This is a genomic window from Paenimyroides tangerinum (assembly GCF_003865405.1).
In the GTDB taxonomy this organism is placed as follows: domain Bacteria; phylum Bacteroidota; class Bacteroidia; order Flavobacteriales; family Flavobacteriaceae; genus Flavobacterium; species Flavobacterium tangerinum.
Genome location: NZ_RQVQ01000030.1, coordinates 18,294 through 35,509 on the forward strand (window position 1 = coordinate 18,294; position 17,216 = coordinate 35,509).

General features: G+C 27.6%; 23 protein-coding genes. 16 read left to right on the forward strand and 7 right to left on the reverse strand.

Going from position 1 to position 17,216, the window contains the following annotated elements; all coding sequences use genetic code 11:
• Positions 1–102: 102 nt before the first annotated feature.
• Positions 103–765 carry an ABC transporter ATP-binding protein gene (locus EG240_RS12100; RefSeq protein ID WP_125019651.1) on the forward strand — a complete coding sequence of 221 codons (663 nt, stop codon included), beginning with the start codon at positions 103–105 and terminating at the stop codon, positions 763–765.
• A 112-nt stretch (positions 766–877) separates the two neighbouring features.
• Here EG240_RS12100 and EG240_RS12105 read toward each other — a convergent pair whose 3' ends face one another.
• The 3 genes from EG240_RS12105 to EG240_RS12115 all read right to left on the reverse strand — a co-directional run bounded on the left by EG240_RS12105 (position 878) and on the right by EG240_RS12115 (position 3,409).
• Positions 878–1,528 carry an alpha/beta hydrolase gene (locus EG240_RS12105; protein WP_235830379.1) on the reverse strand — a complete coding sequence of 217 codons (651 nt, stop codon included), beginning with the start codon at positions 1,526–1,528 and terminating at the stop codon, positions 878–880.
• 481 nt (positions 1,529–2,009) lie between these two features.
• The gene (locus EG240_RS12110; RefSeq protein WP_125019652.1) at positions 2,010–2,246 is read right to left on the reverse strand and encodes a hypothetical protein; all 237 of its coding nucleotides are present in this window, start codon (positions 2,244–2,246) and stop codon (positions 2,010–2,012) included.
• Positions 2,246–3,409 (reverse strand): THUMP domain-containing class I SAM-dependent RNA methyltransferase, encoded by a 1,164-nt coding sequence (locus EG240_RS12115; RefSeq protein WP_125019653.1) that lies wholly within the window; start codon positions 3,407–3,409, stop codon positions 2,246–2,248. Before EG240_RS12115 ends, EG240_RS12110 begins: the two co-directional genes overlap by 1 nt.
• 97 nt (positions 3,410–3,506) lie before the next feature.
• Between EG240_RS12115 and EG240_RS12120 the strand changes: the two genes are divergently transcribed.
• The 10 genes from EG240_RS12120 (at position 3,507) to EG240_RS12165 (ending at position 10,186) form a co-directional block, all read left to right on the forward strand.
• Complete coding sequence (locus tag EG240_RS12120; protein ID WP_125019654.1) at positions 3,507–4,238, forward strand: class I SAM-dependent methyltransferase; 732 nt, start codon at positions 3,507–3,509, stop codon at positions 4,236–4,238.
• A 1-nt stretch (position 4,239) separates the two neighbouring features.
• Positions 4,240–5,082 (forward strand): ZIP family metal transporter, encoded by an 843-nt coding sequence (locus EG240_RS12125; RefSeq protein ID WP_125019655.1) that lies wholly within the window; start codon positions 4,240–4,242, stop codon positions 5,080–5,082.
• A 238-nt stretch (positions 5,083–5,320) separates the two neighbouring features.
• Positions 5,321–5,662 carry a TM2 domain-containing protein gene (locus EG240_RS12130; protein WP_125019656.1) on the forward strand — a complete coding sequence of 114 codons (342 nt, stop codon included), beginning with the start codon at positions 5,321–5,323 and terminating at the stop codon, positions 5,660–5,662.
• Positions 5,659–6,072 carry a DUF2752 domain-containing protein gene (locus EG240_RS17085; protein WP_125019657.1) on the forward strand — a complete coding sequence of 138 codons (414 nt, stop codon included), beginning with the start codon at positions 5,659–5,661 and terminating at the stop codon, positions 6,070–6,072. Before EG240_RS12130 ends, EG240_RS17085 begins: the two co-directional genes overlap by 4 nt.
• Complete coding sequence (locus tag EG240_RS12140) at positions 6,069–6,521, forward strand: DUF4870 domain-containing protein (protein ID WP_125019658.1); 453 nt, start codon at positions 6,069–6,071, stop codon at positions 6,519–6,521. Before EG240_RS17085 ends, EG240_RS12140 begins: the two co-directional genes overlap by 4 nt.
• Positions 6,502–7,302, forward strand: a complete 801-nt coding sequence (locus EG240_RS12145) for a M48 family metallopeptidase (RefSeq protein WP_125019659.1) — start codon at positions 6,502–6,504, stop codon at positions 7,300–7,302. Before EG240_RS12140 ends, EG240_RS12145 begins: the two co-directional genes overlap by 20 nt.
• Before the next feature lie 202 nt (positions 7,303–7,504).
• Complete coding sequence (locus EG240_RS12150; protein WP_125019660.1) at positions 7,505–8,275, forward strand: prolipoprotein diacylglyceryl transferase; 771 nt, start codon at positions 7,505–7,507, stop codon at positions 8,273–8,275.
• 46 nt (positions 8,276–8,321) lie between these two features.
• On the forward strand, positions 8,322–8,555 hold the full coding sequence (locus EG240_RS12155) for a hypothetical protein (RefSeq protein WP_125019661.1): 234 nt from the start codon (positions 8,322–8,324) through the stop codon (positions 8,553–8,555).
• 16 nt (positions 8,556–8,571) lie between these two features.
• Entirely contained in the window at positions 8,572–8,766 is a 195-nt protein-coding gene (locus tag EG240_RS12160; RefSeq protein WP_125019662.1) for a hypothetical protein, read from the forward strand.
• Positions 8,767–8,782: 16 nt separating this feature from the next.
• A complete protein-coding gene (locus tag EG240_RS12165; RefSeq protein ID WP_125019663.1) occupies positions 8,783–10,186 on the forward strand; it encodes a radical SAM protein in 1,404 nt (467 codons plus the stop codon).
• Positions 10,187–10,409: 223 nt separating this feature from the next.
• Here the strand turns inward: EG240_RS12165 and EG240_RS12170 are convergent, their stop codons facing one another.
• Together EG240_RS12170 and EG240_RS12175 are read right to left on the reverse strand one after the other, a co-directional pair.
• Entirely contained in the window at positions 10,410–11,534 is a 1,125-nt protein-coding gene (locus EG240_RS12170; protein ID WP_125019664.1) for a hypothetical protein, read from the reverse strand.
• Between the two features lies 1 nt (position 11,535).
• Positions 11,536–12,099 (reverse strand): LPXTG cell wall anchor domain-containing protein, encoded by a 564-nt coding sequence (locus EG240_RS12175; protein WP_125019665.1) that lies wholly within the window; start codon positions 12,097–12,099, stop codon positions 11,536–11,538.
• Between the two features lie 128 nt (positions 12,100–12,227).
• Here EG240_RS12175 and EG240_RS12180 point away from each other — a divergent pair, with 128 nt between their 5' ends.
• Positions 12,228–12,551 (forward strand): hypothetical protein, encoded by a 324-nt coding sequence (locus tag EG240_RS12180; RefSeq protein ID WP_125019666.1) that lies wholly within the window; start codon positions 12,228–12,230, stop codon positions 12,549–12,551.
• A 46-nt stretch (positions 12,552–12,597) separates the two neighbouring features.
• Here EG240_RS12180 and EG240_RS12185 read toward each other — a convergent pair whose 3' ends face one another.
• Positions 12,598–12,780, reverse strand: coding sequence for a CAL67264 family membrane protein (locus EG240_RS12185; RefSeq protein WP_125019667.1), 183 nt, complete (start codon positions 12,778–12,780; stop codon positions 12,598–12,600).
• Positions 12,781–12,812: 32 nt separating this feature from the next.
• The gene (holA, locus tag EG240_RS12190; protein WP_125019668.1) at positions 12,813–13,829 is read right to left on the reverse strand and encodes a DNA polymerase III subunit delta; all 1,017 of its coding nucleotides are present in this window, start codon (positions 13,827–13,829) and stop codon (positions 12,813–12,815) included.
• Between the two features lie 67 nt (positions 13,830–13,896).
• Between holA and EG240_RS12195 the strand changes: the two genes are divergently transcribed.
• From EG240_RS12195 to EG240_RS12210, 4 genes are read left to right on the forward strand one after another with little or no spacing between them, the layout of a single operon-like run.
• Positions 13,897–14,331, forward strand: a complete 435-nt coding sequence (locus EG240_RS12195; RefSeq protein ID WP_125019669.1) for a type I restriction enzyme HsdR N-terminal domain-containing protein — start codon at positions 13,897–13,899, stop codon at positions 14,329–14,331.
• An 11-nt stretch (positions 14,332–14,342) separates the two neighbouring features.
• Positions 14,343–15,233, forward strand: a complete 891-nt coding sequence (locus EG240_RS12200; protein WP_125019670.1) for a hypothetical protein — start codon at positions 14,343–14,345, stop codon at positions 15,231–15,233.
• Positions 15,233–16,234, forward strand: a complete 1,002-nt coding sequence (locus tag EG240_RS12205; RefSeq protein ID WP_125019671.1) for a glycosyltransferase family 2 protein — start codon at positions 15,233–15,235, stop codon at positions 16,232–16,234. The genes EG240_RS12200 and EG240_RS12205 overlap by 1 nt, the downstream gene beginning before the upstream one ends.
• A complete protein-coding gene (locus EG240_RS12210; RefSeq protein ID WP_125019672.1) occupies positions 16,234–16,995 on the forward strand; it encodes a TIGR02757 family protein in 762 nt (253 codons plus the stop codon). The genes EG240_RS12205 and EG240_RS12210 overlap by 1 nt, the downstream gene beginning before the upstream one ends.
• Positions 16,996–17,216: the final 221 nt, after the last annotated feature.

The window sequence follows — 17,216 nt, forward strand, 5'->3', positions numbered from 1 at the left end:
TTACATTTAAATTAGCTGATTTGATTCGAATTTAACGTAACTTTATGGCGTTCTATTTTTTAAGATAACTAAATTTTCATTTTATAAATTGATATTAACCAAATGATTAAAGCTCAAAACATTCAAAAATTTTATAACGATTTACAGGTTTTAAAAGGAATTGATTTAGAAATAAACAAAGGTGAAATTGTTTCGATTGTAGGTTCTTCTGGAGCAGGAAAAACTACATTATTACAAATTTTAGGAACTTTGGATAGGCCAAATTCAAATCAAAATGCTTCTTTGATTATTAATAATGTTGATATTCTAAAACTTAATGATAAAGAGTTGTCTAAATTTAGAAATCTGAATTTGGGTTTTATTTTTCAATTTCATCAATTACTTCCTGAGTTTACAGCTTTAGAAAATGTTTGCATTCCTGCGTTTATTGCTGGAAAGGATAAAAAGGAAACAGAATCTGAAGCAAAAAAATTACTAGAATATTTAGGACTTTCACATCGAGAAAAACATTTTCCTTCTGAATTATCAGGCGGTGAACAACAACGTGTTGCAGTTGCAAGAGCTTTGATAAACAAACCAGCAGTAATTTATGCAGACGAACCTTCAGGAAATTTAGATACTCAATCGGCAGAAAATCTGCATCAATTGTTTTTTAAATTAAGAGATGAAATGAATCAAACATTTGTCATCGTAACACATAATTTAGAATTAGCAAATATGGCTGATAAAAAATTGGTTATGGTTGATGGAAATTTACAGAAATAAAAGAGTTGAAATGATTAATGAAATATTAACAAATCACAATATATTTCTATTGATTAAAAGTTGTTGAAAAGTCTGAATTTAAGTTCCATTACAATTCTAAAAAAAACTATATTTAAGATCTACATAATTCTAATATCAATTTTTGTATTTCATCAGCTTTATTCATTGTCATGAGATGACCTCCATTTTGAATAATATAATTGCTTTTAACATTCTTAAATGGAATAATTTTATCCTTATTTCCGTGTATATGAACAACATTTTTGGGTATTGTTTTATTCTTCCAATTGGATATTTCATTTATAGCCCAACTTAGAAAATCTGGATCTGTATCTTTCAATATTTCGCATAACAATTTTTTCTCTTCAATTGTTTTTGCTCCAAAAAGCCAGAATAAAATTGGATTTGGTTTTTTAAGAATTGATTTAGGTATTAATCTGTTAAATTTTAATTTCCCTAAAAGACGATATATTAAAGGAATTTCAAATTTATCTTTAGCAGAAGCAATTAGAATTATTTTTTGATAACGTTTAATTTTAGCAATTTCCATTAAAAGAATTCCTCCAAAAGAAAGTCCTATTAAAATTGGATTTTCATCCGATAATTTTTCTGAAATTCTCTTGGCATAACTTTCAATTGTTTCGTTATTCTCAATTTCAATCCAAGCGATGTGTTCAATTGGTAAATCTCCAAAATCTATATTATTAAAAGCACGATAATCTGCCCCTAAACCGCTAAAAATGTAAACCTTAGTAATATTCATTTAAAGTAAATCTTTTTATCAAATCCAAATAATATTGATCGAATCATAATCCAACCCAAAAAACACTAATAAATAAAGTGTTATTAGTTAAAGAGTTACAATTTTGAGTTTAGAGCTTCAAAATTTTCAGACATAAAAAGCTCTAATATGTTTTGTGTAAATATAACTATAGTTAAAAATAATATCATAGGTAAATTACAATTCTTGTGTTTAAATTGAATTATTAACTTTCTTGTACATTGACCTTTTTAATCGTTAACTATATTCATCTAAAAATAGCTTTATATTCTGTTTATATATCGAAAAAGTACTTTGTATAAAACTTTTAAGAAACGAATATTGCTGTTCATCGAAAAACACTTTTGATTTACTCAATTTTTTATTACTCTGTGAAAAATTTATACCCAGTTCTTTTATGTTTCATATATTCAACTCATAAACAAAAAAACATCTTTCAATGAAAGATGTTTTTTAGGTTTTTCTACCAATTCAATTCTTTTACGCCTTTTATAAAAATCCAACGCATATATATTTTTTGACCTTGCTGTGTATCAAAAACTTTAAATTGAGGTGCAAAAATAGTTGCAACAACTGCTCCAATCAAGGATCCCCAAATCGAAGTTAAATCCGTAAAATAATCAATTGGAATTCTAACGATTATAAATAAAATCGCAAAACATAAAAATTGTGCAATAAACACTTTTGTTTTCTTATTCATTATTCTTCGTTTTTTTGAAATTTTGTACGTTTACTGCCTGCATACATTTCGTATTTAACCAAACGTGATTCTAATTTTCCGTTAAACAATTTAATTTTTCTTGATGGTTTTAAACCTACAAATTTAAGAGCTTCAATGTTTCCGGTAATAAACCAAGAATTTGTTCCTGGATAACTCTGCTTTAACGTATCCCCGATTTCACGATAAAAACGTTCCAAATCAATATCTAAACGTTCGCCGTAAGGAGGATTGAAAACCATGTGCAACGTTCCTTCGGTTTCTTTTTCTGTATCAAAGAAATTTGCTTCTTCAATTTGAATATAATCATCAAGATTTGCATTTTTAATATTTGATTTTGCTTTCATCACAGCCGATGGAGCTTTATCATAACCTTTTATGGTATAATGAAATTCGCGTGTTTTGTTTAATAACGAAGTTTCTACTTTTTCAAATAAATCATTGTCCCAATCGCTCCATTTCTCGAAAGCAAATTCTTTACGATTGATGTTTGCCGGAATGTTACAAGCAATCATAGCAGCTTCTGCCAAGAAAGTTCCAGAACCACACATTGGATCTAAGAAATGAGAATTTCCGTCCCAACCAGACATTAATAAAATACCAGCAGCTAAAACCTCATTAATCGGTGCTAAATTCGTTGCAGTTCGATAACCACGATGGTGCAATGAAGCTCCAGAAGTATCTAAAGAAACCGTACAAATATCATTTTGAATGTGAATATTGATACGAACATCCGGATAATCTTTATCAATATCAGGACGTTTTCCAACCGCATCTCTAAATTGGTCAACAATAGCATCTTTTGTTTTTAATGCCACGAATAACGAATGATTGAAATGTTCTGAATTCAAAGTTACATCAACTACAAACGTTTGATTTACTCTAAAAACTTTTGCCCAATCAATACTTTGAACACCTTTATATAAACTTTGATCGTTATAAACTTTGAAAGTTGCGATAGGTTTTAAAACCTTTAAAGCTGTACGTAAAGCTAAATTTGCTTTATACATAAAACCTTTATCACCATAAAAACTCACCATTCGAACACCTTGTTCTACATTTTGAGCTCCTAATTGATTTAATTCTTTTGCTAAAACCTCTTCAAATCCAAAGAATGTTTTTGCTACCATTTTAAAATTTTCCATACTCGATATTCCCTTCCTTCAGGAATCATAAATTTAAATTCAATATATCTACAAAAATAGCTTATTTTTGTATGTTATAAAAAAAATAAAACGCCCAATGCAAAAAGAAACAAAAACGTGGTTTGCTTCGTGGTTTGACACGCCTTATTACCACATTTTATATAAAGATAGAGATCACGCAGAAGCTCAATTGTTCATTGATAACTTAAATCAGTACTTAAACTTACCAGAAGATGCGCAAGTTTTAGATTTAGCCTGTGGTCGTGGACGTCATTCGGTTTATTTAAACAAATTAGGTCACAAAGTAATCGGCGCAGATTTGTCTGAAAACAGTATCAATTATGCAAAACAATTTGAAAATGATACGTTGAAATTTGTTGTTCACGATATGCGTCAACCGTTTGAAGAAAAGTTTGACACGATTTTAAATTTATTCACAAGTTTTGGATATTTCCCTGACGAAAAAGATAATTTAACTACGCTTAAAGCAATTCAAGAGAGTTTAACCGAATACGGTTTAGCTGTTTTGGATTTTATGAATGCTGAAAAAGTAATAAAGAATTTAGTTCCTTCGGAAGTAAAAACAGTTGAAGGAATCGATTTTCATATAACAAGAAAATTTGAAAATGGATTTATTTACAAAAACATCAAATTTGAAGACGATGGAGAAAGCTTTGATTTCACAGAACGAGTTCGAGCTTTAACTTTAGAAGATTTTGAAAAAATGATGGATGAAGCAGGGATTTTCTTATTAGATATTTTTGGAAATTACAAACTTCAAAAATTCAATAACGAGGAATCAGATCGTTTAATTATGATTTTTAAATAAAATGTTAGTTTATATTTTACCTTTTGTATCGATTGTTTTAGGTTATTTAATTGCTATATTTTTTCAACCTAAAAACAAACAGAATCTAAAATTACTTTTAGCATTTAGTGGTGCTTTTTTGTTAACGATTACAGTTTCGCATTTGCTACCTGAAGTATATTATCACGAAATTGAGAAGGAGATAAAAACGGAACTTGTTGCAAAACAAGAAAATCATAATCATCACGACCATTCGCACGATGACCACAATCTTAGCCACGATTTGCATAATCACGATTCGCATCAAGTAGCAGAAGTTGACAATCATTCTGGTCACAATCACAACCACAATCACGGTTCTCTGAAAATTATCGGATTGTTTATTATGATTGGAATTGTTTTTCAGATTGTTTTGGAATATTTTTCTCGAGGTGCAGAACATGGTCACGTTCACATTCATGAAAAAATGTCAAAGATTCCGTGGGCTTTATTTATCAGTTTAAGTTTGCATGCGCTTTTGGAAGGAATGCCGTTAAGTCATCAAAATAATTTAGCATTAGGGATTGCAATTCACCACTTGCCAATTGCAATTATATTGACTTCGTTTTTTATGCAAGCAGAACTAAATAAGAAAAGTATTTTTCTGTTTATGATGTTTTTTTCTGTGATGACACCTTTAGGAACAATTGCATCTGAACAATTGAGTTTCTTGAATAATTATTACACCGAAATATCAGCTATTGTTGTCGGAATTTTATTCCATATTTCATCAACAATAATTTTTGAAAGTAGCGAAGGTCATAAATTCAATTTAGCTAAACTAATCGCAATTATATTAGGAATCATTTTAGGTTATTTTGTATAATCTGAATTTTAAAAACAATAGAGGTCAATTCAGTACTTTAAAAAATATTAATCACTAAGAATAATTTAATCTTAGTGATTTTTTTTATACAAGAGAATTTATCAAACCAAAAAAAATAGAAATCATAAAGTATAACATAATATTTTTACAAACCTCAATCATAATGTTAAAAAACATTTGTTAAAATTAACATTTTCCATATATTAGCGACTAAATTAATACAAAAACAAAAATTGTTATGGATGCTCAAAAAGTAGATATGTTTATGATGACAAATGCGAAGTTTTTCGAATCTCATCAAGTATATAATATTAGAAATATTTTATTAGAAATTGACGAATCTAAATGGATTTACATATCTTCTATACAATTTAAAGATCCTACCAATATGTTAATCGTTTCTATATTAGCCGGAGCTTGGGGAATTGATCGTTTTTTAATCGGAGATACTGGAATCGGAATCGGAAAACTTTTAACTTGTGGAGGTTTTGGAATTTGGGCTATTGTGGATTTATTTTTAATAATGGGTGCAACTAGAGAAAAAAATCTAGAAACTTTTATGATGCATGCTAGACTATGATTCGAAATAGAAACAAGCTGTATTTTTTTTTATTTACAGCTTGTATCTTTGGTTATGTATGGCTTTACTTAAATTTTTCAAATTCAAATATTAATTCAGGAATTACCGCTTGTTATTTTAAAAATTTAACTTCTCTTCCTTGTCCTTCTTGCGGATCAACGAGATCAGCTGTTTCAATTTTAAACGGAAATTTTATTGACGCTTTCCTGATAAATCCACTTGGTTTTATTGTTGTTACGATTATGTTTATCATTCCGATTTGGATTTTATTGGACTTAATTTTAAAAAAAGATTCTTTCTTTAATTTTTATAAAACCTCAGAAAAAAAACTTCAGAAACCGATAATTTACATTCCTCTTCTTGTTTTAATCTTAGCAAATTGGATTTGGAATATAAAAAAACTACTATGATAAGAATCAAGAATTTGGATATTAAACCTACAGAACATGAAAAAGAAAAAGCTTCTAACAGCTATCTCATGTCTTTGGTTGGAATTATAATTGGGTTACCAATTCCAATTGTAAATCTAATTTGTACATTAATTTTCTTTTTTGGAAACAGAAATGCAACCTATTTTGTCAAATGGCATTGCACACAAGCTTTGATTTCTCAGTTTATTCTTTTAATTGTAAACAACATTGCTTTCTGGTGGACGATTTCAATTATTATAGATTTTAATAATTTCTCGAATGCTTACTTCGCTTACATTTTGGTATTATTCATTTTCAATATAACTGAATTTATTATGACGATTTATTCTGCAATTGAAACAAGAAAAGGAATTCAAGTTGAATGGTGGATTTATGGTGGTTTAACTAACTTAATTTTAAATTCGAAAAATGAAAAAAATAATATTTGAATTTTCAATTACTATTTGCTTATTCATAGGTTTATGGTTCGGGTTTTCGCAAATCGATTGGGTTAATATTTTCAGAATTGATGAGTTAAATGCAAAAACAGAAGAGCAATTAGGAGATTTAAGTTGGGACTATTTCTCTATTTCAGAAAATGAAATTCAAGAAAATGAAATTTTAAAAACAGTTGATTCATTAGTAAATCATATTGCAATTGCAAACGGAATTGAAACTGATAAAATAAAACTTCATATCATAAATACAGATGAAGTTAATGCTTTTGCACTTCCTGATGGACATTTGGTTTTAAACTCACAATTGATTTTAGAAGCAAAAAATCAAGAAGAATTAGCTGGTGTTATTTCTCATGAATTGGCACATATTGAATTAGACCATATCAACGAAAAAATAACTCAAGAAATCGGACTTGCCGTTTTGATTTCTGCAATTTCTGGTGGAAACAATCAAGTAATCGGTAATGTTGTACATACACTTTCTTCAACTGCTTTTGATCGTAAAAATGAAGAAGATGCAGATTTAACTGCGGTTATTTATTTAGAAAAAGCAAATATTAATCCAATTCCGTTTGCAGATTTTTTAAATAGAATTGCAGACGAAGATCCAAATTCAGAATTCGAAACTTGGTTCAGTACACACCCAGATTCAAAAGAAAGATCTAAATCTGTATTCAAAAAAATAAATAAATCAAAAACAGATTATATCCAAATCATCAATAATTCTACTTGGGAAAAACTAAAAGAGCAACTTTCTAATCTTGATAAATAATTAGAATAATTTTTGGTTAAATAGCGTTTGTAAAAAAAAATCTACTTTAAAACACTTCATAAATATTTTAATAAACTAAAAAAATTATGAGAATTAAAGTAGCTATCGCAATTATTTACAATCACTTAATTATTGGTTACGGAATTTAATGCTTACTAAAAACGTAAATTCAAAAAACAATTCATAAATCTACTCTTATTTAATGCAAATAGAATTCCCTGTAACTGTAACACTTTTCGGATATTCAGTTCTCATTCATCCGATTCTTGAATGGATTGGAATTTTTCTTGCAATGAGATTATATGCAATTCTTAAAAAGAAAAAAAAATCTGATTTATCAAGTACACAATCATTAAGTATTGTAATTGGTGCTTTGATTGGAGCGCTTATCGGTTCAAAAATTATTGGAACTTTAGAGAATCCTGCAGCTATTTTTGAAGTAAAAAATCAATTCTTGTATTTTTGGACAAGTAATACAATTGTTGGCGGATTAGCTTTTGGAATTCTTGGAGTCGAATTAACAAAAAAAATCATCAAATACAACGAAAGTACCGGCGATTTGATGGTTTATCCGTTAATTTTAGCAATGATAATCGGACGAATTGGTTGTTTCTTGACAGGAGTTTTTGAAAACACTTTCGGAATTCCTACAGATTTCATCTTCGGAATGTATTTAGGAGACGCTTATCTACGGCATCCAGTTACGCTTTATGAAATTGGTTTTCTAATTATTTTTGCGTTTGTAAATTATTTTATTTCAAAAAAAATGACATTTCCTTCTGGATTTTTGTTTCAATTTTTCATATTGAATTACTTCACATTTCGATTCTTCCTTGATTTTATAAAACCAAAAATAAATATAATCTTCAATTTAAGTACCATTCAGTTAACTTGTTTATTTATGATATTATATTATTGTATATTGATTTTTAAAAATAGAAAATCAATATATTTTAAAAACAAAAGGTATTAATATTCTGATTTTTTATGTAAATTTAATCACATTAACCAAATATATTATGTTAAAAATTTATTTCATAGAAGGCGGACTTGGTGATAATTTTATATTGTTTTTAATCCTGATTTTTATTGGAATCGCATTTTTGTTTGGATGCATCTGCTCTGTAATAAGTTATATTTATAATTCTTCTAATAATATAAACAAAAGCTCAAAATATTACTGGAATGTAATTTGGGTTTCAGGCTTAATTGGAATAATGGTTACAGGAATGGTTTGTGGTGCTGCTTTATAAATTTAAAAATTAAATTATGATTTTATCTATTTTTATTATTGCTTTTATTGTTTTTGGAATGATTGGAGTTGGAATTATGTATGCAATAAACAGTTCGAAATCAATTGATAAACCAATTAGTTATTATATTTTAATTTTTATTTTATCAAATGTTATCTGCTTATTAGTTTCTGGATTAGTTTGTGGAATAATGTTTTCATCGCTTTTATAAAAAAATTATAAGATTTATGCCTGTAAGAAATTATACATATTACGATTATACAATCAGTCTTTGTCCAGAATGTTTGAAGCGAGTTGGAGCAAAAATTGTAATTGAAGAAGATCAAGTTTTCATGAACAAACGTTGTCCCGAACATGGTTTCTTCAAAACAAAAATAGCTACTGATGTTGCATATTACAAAAACATCAGAAATTTCAATAAAGCTTCAGAAATGCCTTTGCATTTTGGAACAGAAGTAAATTATGGCTGTCCGTATGATTGCGGTTTGTGTGTTGACCATGAGCAACATTCTTGTTTATCAATCGTTGAAGTTACAGATCGTTGCAATTTATCGTGTCCAACTTGTTATGCAATGTCTTCTCCGCATTATGGTTCGCATCGGACTTTAGAAGAAATCGAAGCTATGTTTGATATTATCGTAAAAAATGAAGGCGAACCAGATGTCGTTCAAATTAGTGGCGGAGAACCTACCATTCATCCTGATTTTTTTAAAATTATGGATATCGCAAAATCCAAACCAATCAAACATTTAATGTTGAATACCAATGGAATTCGAATTGCGAATGATCCTGGTTTTGCAGAAAAATTAGCTACTTATGCACCAGAATTTGAGATTTATCTTCAGTTTGATTCTTTTAAATCAGAAGTTTTAGAAGATTTTCGCGGCAAAGATTTGACAGATATTCGAATGAAAGCTTTACAGAAATTGAATGATTTAAATCTTTCAACTACTTTGGTTGTTGTGCTTCAGCAAGATAAAAACGTGGATGAGATTGGTAAAATAATCGAATTTGCATTGAAACAAAAATGTGTACGTGGAGTTACTTTTCAACCGGTAGAAATTGCTGGTAGAAATCGAGATGACTCTGCAAACGAAAAAATCACTTTGACAGAAGTTCGCCAAGAGATTTTAAATCAATTTCCAATTTTAAATGGCGATGATATCATTCCAGTTCCTTGTAATCCGGATGCGTTGGCGATGGGATATATTCTCAAATTAGAAGATGAAATTATTCCTTTAACTCGGTATATTAATCCGGCAGATTTGTTAAATAACGAAACAAAAAATACGATTGTTTATGAACAAGACGAAGGTTTGAAAATGCAATTAATCGATATTTTTAGTACTGGAATTTCTGTTGATAAAGTTCAACCAAAAGTCGATCAACTTCTTTGCTGTTTACCTGGAGTTTGCGCACCAAATTTAGATTATGATAATTTATTTCGAATTATTATCATGAATTTTATGGATGCTCATGATTTCGATGTTCGAGCAGTAAAAAAATCTTGCGTTCACATTGTAAATAAAGATTTGAAATTAATTCCGTTTGAAACCATGAATTTATTTTATAGAGACGACAAACAAAAATATTTGGAAGAATTACGAAAAGATGATAAAGTTCTATTTTAATCTTTTTTCTGAAAAACAACGTATTTATAATGTCTTACCTTTAGAGAATGAGCTAATTTTTTTGACAACAATGATTTCAGATTCAATTCAAAAAACTAACAAATTCCATATTTTACTTTAGTAAGATATGGAATTTAAAATTAAAAAATCTTACAAAGTTTGATTTACAGACTGAAATATTGTTAAATCTTATAATTAATAAATTTGCTATTCAATTTTTATATTACTTAACATCTTCAATCATTAAATGAAATAATGGTTGAAGTGCTTTTGATTTTCGCCAATCAATTGATTTTAATTTTAGATTTAAATTCTGATTTTGCAAGATTAGTAAAGAATCATTTTCTGAATATTGATAGTTTAAATAAATCTTATCATGTCTTAAATTTTCGAGTACAATTTGATTTTCAGTTATAAAATATTTAAAATCTGTTTGTTTTTCATTCTTATTCATAAAAATCAAATATTCATTACGATGAAAAAAAACATATTCAATTTCAGTCGAATCAGATATAGTTTTATAAGCACCATGCAAAAAAGGTCGCTGTATTAAATCATCATTAAACTGATTTTGTGCTAAAAAAGGAGAAATACAATTCCAAACTACAAAACAAACAAAAAAGGTTTTCAAACTTAATCCCAAACGTTTAAGCCAAATATTTGAAACATTAGCAACATTTTCTGGTTTTAGAACTTTCCATATTTTAATCCAAAAATATCTTGAAACATATAAACTAATCAAGAAAAGTAAACTTGAAAATAGTTTTACTGAAATATCAAACGAGAAGTTTATGGTAATAATTTGCAAGAAAACAAAACAAGAAAGCATTGCTCCAACAATTTTGGTTCTTGGAATTAGTAATAAAATAGCAATTCCAACTTCGATTAATCCTAAAATTAATGAATAAGAATATGATGTTCCCATCGTACTCCAAAACAAAATATCACGGTCTAAATTACCAAAACGTGTAAAAAGAATGTTGGGTTCAGGAAGATAAAATTGTGCTTTAAAAACCTTATCAAATCCATATTTGAGAAGAATTAAGGCTAAATAAAAACTAAAAAGACTTTCAAAATATTTAGATTTAATTCTAAAACTCTTGATAAAAGAAAAAACAATTGAAATAAGAAACAAACAACCAATTAAAAGAAACATCGATAAACTATCCGATGAAAAATCAATTCGAGCAATTGGCTTTTGAAAAATTGAATGAGCTAAAAAAGTTATGAATCTACCAAAAACAAAATTCGTAATTGAAAATTGTATTGAACCTAAAAATCCAACTGAAAAAAAAATTATAAACAGAAAAATAAAATTTCTTAAAACAGAAGATAAATAGGATTTCATATTACTTTTTTTTACGAATTCCGAAAAAACCTACTGCACCAGAAATCAATAAAAAACCAAAAATTGTTGCATTAGAATTTCTGTTTTCTTTAGTTTTTTTCGTTTTTAATTTTTCCTTTTTTGGTGTGATATTCTTGTAAGTTTTCTTTTTAGCATCGTATTTTAAGAAAACAACGCTGTCAATATTATTTCTAAAATAATAATCCTTTTTTAGATTTGACTTTATGCTATCTAGATTTGAAATGATAAAAACGGGATTATCGATTAAAGTATCTTTTCCAGGTTTCCAATCTGTGGTGTCATTTGTATGAAATTCACGACAAAATTCGCTAGTTACAATAACACTTTTATGTTCATCAATAAAAATTACAGTATCTAATTTTGAATTGATAACTCGTCTTTCAGGAGCAACTCCAAAATTAGCATCATTAACATCAAATATATCTTTAAAAACAGAATTTGAAAAATCTGCAGCATTTCCACTATGACTTTTGAATGCAATCATTTTTGTTTGCGCTTGCATTGAAAAACTAATTAAACCTAAAAATAAAACAACTTTCTTCATAATTCACCGATTAAACACTAACAATCAACAAGATATAAATATAAAAATTAATATTATAATATCTCGAATAATTGTTAAATATTATATTTTATAAATGAAACAAAATAATAAGTTCATAAATTTACATAATGGAAAACAAACCACATTTTACGGCATTACTGACCTATTTAAATGAAGAAGAATCAGGAAAATCTACACCTTATCTAAACGGAACACGAGCTGGCTTTTTATTTTCATATCAAAACAAAATCGTTTTTGGAAACAAGAATTTCACAGAACAAGATTTAGTTTATCCAAGTGATATTGTAAAAACGGAAATTACACTTTTTACAAATATCGCTACATTAAATAAGATTTATGTTGGTTTAGATTTTGATTTTTTTGAAGGTGATGTTTTGATTGGTAAAGGAATTATAACAAAACTTCTAGATTCTGATTTTGTTGCAGAATAAAAAACACTGTTAGTTTCAACCAACAGTGTTTATCATATTTTTATTTTTATACTCTTCCTTTTAATGCGCTGAAAACCCAAGCATTTGCAAGAAATCCGATTCCAACAGCTGCAAAACCGTAACCAGAAATATCTCTATATCTGAACGCGCCTAAACATATTAGAAGAATTCCCATTACAAGCATAATTAAAGAGGCATAACCTAATATTTTATTTTTATTTAAACCCATAACAAAATTATTTTAGCAAATATCGTTTAAAATTAATTAAAAAACTTACCCAAAAGTTCTATTAACAAATCGTGATGTGACAAGGCGTTTGCTCCAACACCTTTACTTTTGACATCCATATCGCGTAATAAATTCACATTTTCACTACATTTTTTCATGCTATAATTTTTCGAACCAATAGTATAATCCTTCAAAAAATATTCAGAAACTTTCATATCACGAGCAATATCCTTTGGATTCACATTGTTGTTTTTGTATGTTATTCCATGATATTGTAACAATTTTGAAAAGAAATTATAAATCAAAGAAGTCGTAACCACTAAAGGATTATTTTTAGTATTATCAGCAAAATACTTTGCGATTTGATACGCCTTATATGTATTTTTTTCGGCAATAGCCTTGATAAATTCGAAGTTATTAAATTCTTTACTGATACCAATATTTTCCTCAATATGGTCTGGAGAAATCATTGTTCCTTCAGGTAAAATAATGGTCAGTTTATCAATCTCGTTTGCAATACGATTTAAATCGGTGCCTAAAAACTCAACTAACATTGAAGTAGCTTTTGGGTCGATTGTATATTTTTTGGTTGCTAGTATTTTTTTTAACCAACCTTCAATTTGATAATCTTTTAGTTTTTTACTTTCGTAAATCACTCCATGTTTTTCAATATTTTTATAAACTTTCTTACGTTTATCAAGTGTTTTGTATTTAAAACAAAAAACTAAAATTGTTGTTGTCTGAATATTCGAAAAATAAGAATCAAATTGTTCAATTGTTCTTGCTAAATCCTGAGATTCCTTTACAATAATAACCTGATAATCTGCCATTAAAGGGAATCTTCTAGCATTTGAAATGATTTCATTTATGGATACATCTTTTCCATACAAAACCATCTGATTAAAGCTTTTTTCATCTTCATTCAAAACATTATTAGCAATATATTCAGAAATTCTATCGATATAATAAGGTTCATCACCCATTAAAAAATAGACTGGTTTTAACTCCTTTTTTTTGATATCACTTATAATCTTTTTTACTTCTTCCATAGTATCAAAATGGTAATTTTTTATTTACCTATTTTTATTAAAAGTTTTGTTTAAATATATTTGCATAATGCAACAGTTAAACTTTCCAAGTTTTCAATTTCGATTCAAAAATAGTGAAAATAAACTCTATATATTTGATGAAATTCGTAAAAAGTTTTTTTTACTTACTCCAGAAGAATGGGTAAGACAACATGTTTTGCATTATTTTTTATATGTTAAAAAATACACTCGCTCGTACATCAATGTAGAAAAAATTGTTAAAATTAACGGTCAAAACAAAAGATATGACCTTGTTTTGCATAATAGTAACGGAACAATTCATATCTTAGTCGAATGCAAAGAACCAAATGTTAAGATTTCCCAACAAACATTTGATCAAATTGCGAGATATAATGGGGTTCTAAATGCCGATTATTTAATGGTTACCAACGGATTAGACCATTATTATTGTAAATTAGATTATGTAAATGAAGTTTATCATTTTTTAAATGATATTCCATAAAACAAAAATAAATGAAATTAAAACACATTATAGCAATAGTTCCTTTTGTACTTTTTTCTTGTAATAACGGAAATTTATTGAATGATGAAGGTTCTGGAGAATCTATTTCTAACAGTCCCAATTTTGAATTACAAAATAAAAAATCACAAGAAATTATTAAGCAAATTGATGAAAAGCAACATACGCTTAAAACTAAATTAAAAAAGACTAAAGGTAAAAATGCAGATAATTTATATCTAGAATATTCAAAACTTTTAAATTCATTAATAAAAGAACTTGAAACCAATGAATACAATAGTTTAAGCATTTATAACAAATGGGAAAACGAAATTGCTCCAGATTCGATTCAAAAGAAAATGGAACTTTACGATAAGTTACAAATTAAGATTATTGAAAATAACGATGGATCTTACAATTTAAAATATCGTCCAGGTTTTTATTACGACATGTTTAAATATAAGGCTTCAAAAGATTTACGTGAATATTTGAAATTGGCAACTTTACAGCGTAAAAAACCAATTGTTGTAGATGGTTTAATAAATGAAGACTGGTCTGAGATTAGTAATCGTTTGATAATCTGGGAAAACTTTATCAAGAATAATCCAAATTCAGCTTATAAAGAAGATGCAAAAGGAAAATATTTAGAATTGATTCAATTGTATTTATTCGGTAACAAAAATGAACGCTCTTATTCAATAGATACAAAAAAAATTGAACCATTAACAGAGCAGGAATACATGAATTTTGTTAAGAAATACGGAAAAACTACAACAGGAATAATCACAAAAAACTTTCTGGACTTTTTCTATACAAATGACAAAAATTTCAGTTCAGAAGAATTCCACAAAAAAATAACAGAATATACAAACCAAGAGATTGAAAAGGAAATGAAAAAATTCTAATGAAAGATTTTGCAATTGTAATACTAAACTGGAACGGTAAAAATTTATTAAAGAAATTTTTACCGTTTCTTGTAAAATATAGTGCCGATGCAACTATATATTTAGCGGATAATGCGTCAACAGATGATTCAATTTCATTTGTAAATGATAATTATCCAATGGTTAAAATCATCAAAAACAATGATAATTTTGGATATGCAAAAGGATATAACGTATCACTTAAACAAGTTTCTGAAAAATATTTATGTTTGATAAATTCTGACATTGAAGTTACTGAAAATTGGCTTGAACCAATCTTTAATTTGTTTGAAACTAATTCTGAAGTTGGAATTATTCAGCCAAAAATTTTAGATTTTAAAGACAAATCAAAATTTGAATATGCTGGTGCAGCAGGTGGATTTATTGATTCGTTAGGTTTTCCGTTTTGTCGTGGTCGAATTTTTGATTCTTTAGAAACTGATAAAAATCAATATAATGACATCACTCCTATTTTTTGGGCTTCAGGTGCATGTTTTTTTATTCGAAATCAAGTTTTTCAGGATTTAAACGGATTTGATGAAAACTTTTTTGCGCATCAAGAAGAAATTGATTTATGTTGGCGCGCATTTAATCAAAATATTCATGTTTATTATTGTGGAAAATCGACAGTTTATCATGTAGGCGGTGCAACTTTAGATGTTTCAAATCCCAAAAAAACATTCTTAAATTACAGAAATTCGTTATTGATGTTGTATAAAAATCTTCCAAAAGAAGGTCGATTTGGAACTATTTTTAAACGTTTATGTTACGATGGAATTTCGGGTATTCGATTGATGTTACAATTAAAACCAATGCATTGTTTTGCTATTATTCGTTCGCATTTTGCTTATTATGGAATGATTTCAAAATACAAAAACATTGATAATTCAAACAATAAATCCAATTATTTTTATACAAAAGACATTGTAAAATCATATTTCATAGACAAGAAAAAAACGTTTAAGGAGATAAATAAAATCTAATGACAGAAACTGAATTAAAAGAATTTTTAGATGAAAAGGCCGATTTCTATAATAATCCGAATTTTATAGAAAGTGATCCTTTACAAATTCCACATTCCTTTTCTTTAAAAGAAGATATTGAAATTTCAGGTTTTTTAGCTTCAACAATTGCATGGGGAAATCGTAAAATGATTATCAATAATGCAAAAAAAATGATGGATTTGTTAGGAAATTCTCCGTACGATTTTGTTATGAATCACAATGAAGATCAATTAATTGATTTGGATGATTTTGTTCATCGAACGTTTAACGGAACGGATTTTAAGCAATTCATCACTTCGTTAAAACATATTTATCAAAATCATAATGGTTTGGAAAATGCATTTTATAACGATGGAAATTTTAATTTACAGGAAAATATTTCTCATTTTAAAAAGGTATTTTTTGAAATTGAACATCCGTTAAGAACACAAAAACACATTTCTGATCCACTAAAAGGTTCTGCCGCAAAAAGACTTAATATGTTTTTGAGATGGATGGTCAGAGATGATAATCGTGGAGTAGATTTAGGAATTTGGAAAAAAATTTCACCTTCACAATTATCTTGTCCACTTGACGTTCATTCTGGAAATATGGCAAGAAAATTAAATATTTTGACTCGTAAACAAAATGACGCAAAAGCTTTGTTAGAATTAGATACCTATTTACGAACATTAGATCCAACAGATCCGTCTAAATATGATTTTGCATTATTCGGACTTGGAGCAATTGAAAAATTCTAAATAGCCAACACAAACAAATAATACAAACCTTTTTATTATTATTTTTACTTTTTTAGTATTAATTTTGTTTTACAACACACATAAAATGTAACAACTATTTAACTACTAAAATGGAAGAAATTTTAACTCAAGTAAGCGGATATGCAGCATCAGTTTTTTTAATAACCTGAATTCGATTATTAATACAAAGCTAACTGACTGGAATTTAGATGTTCAAATTT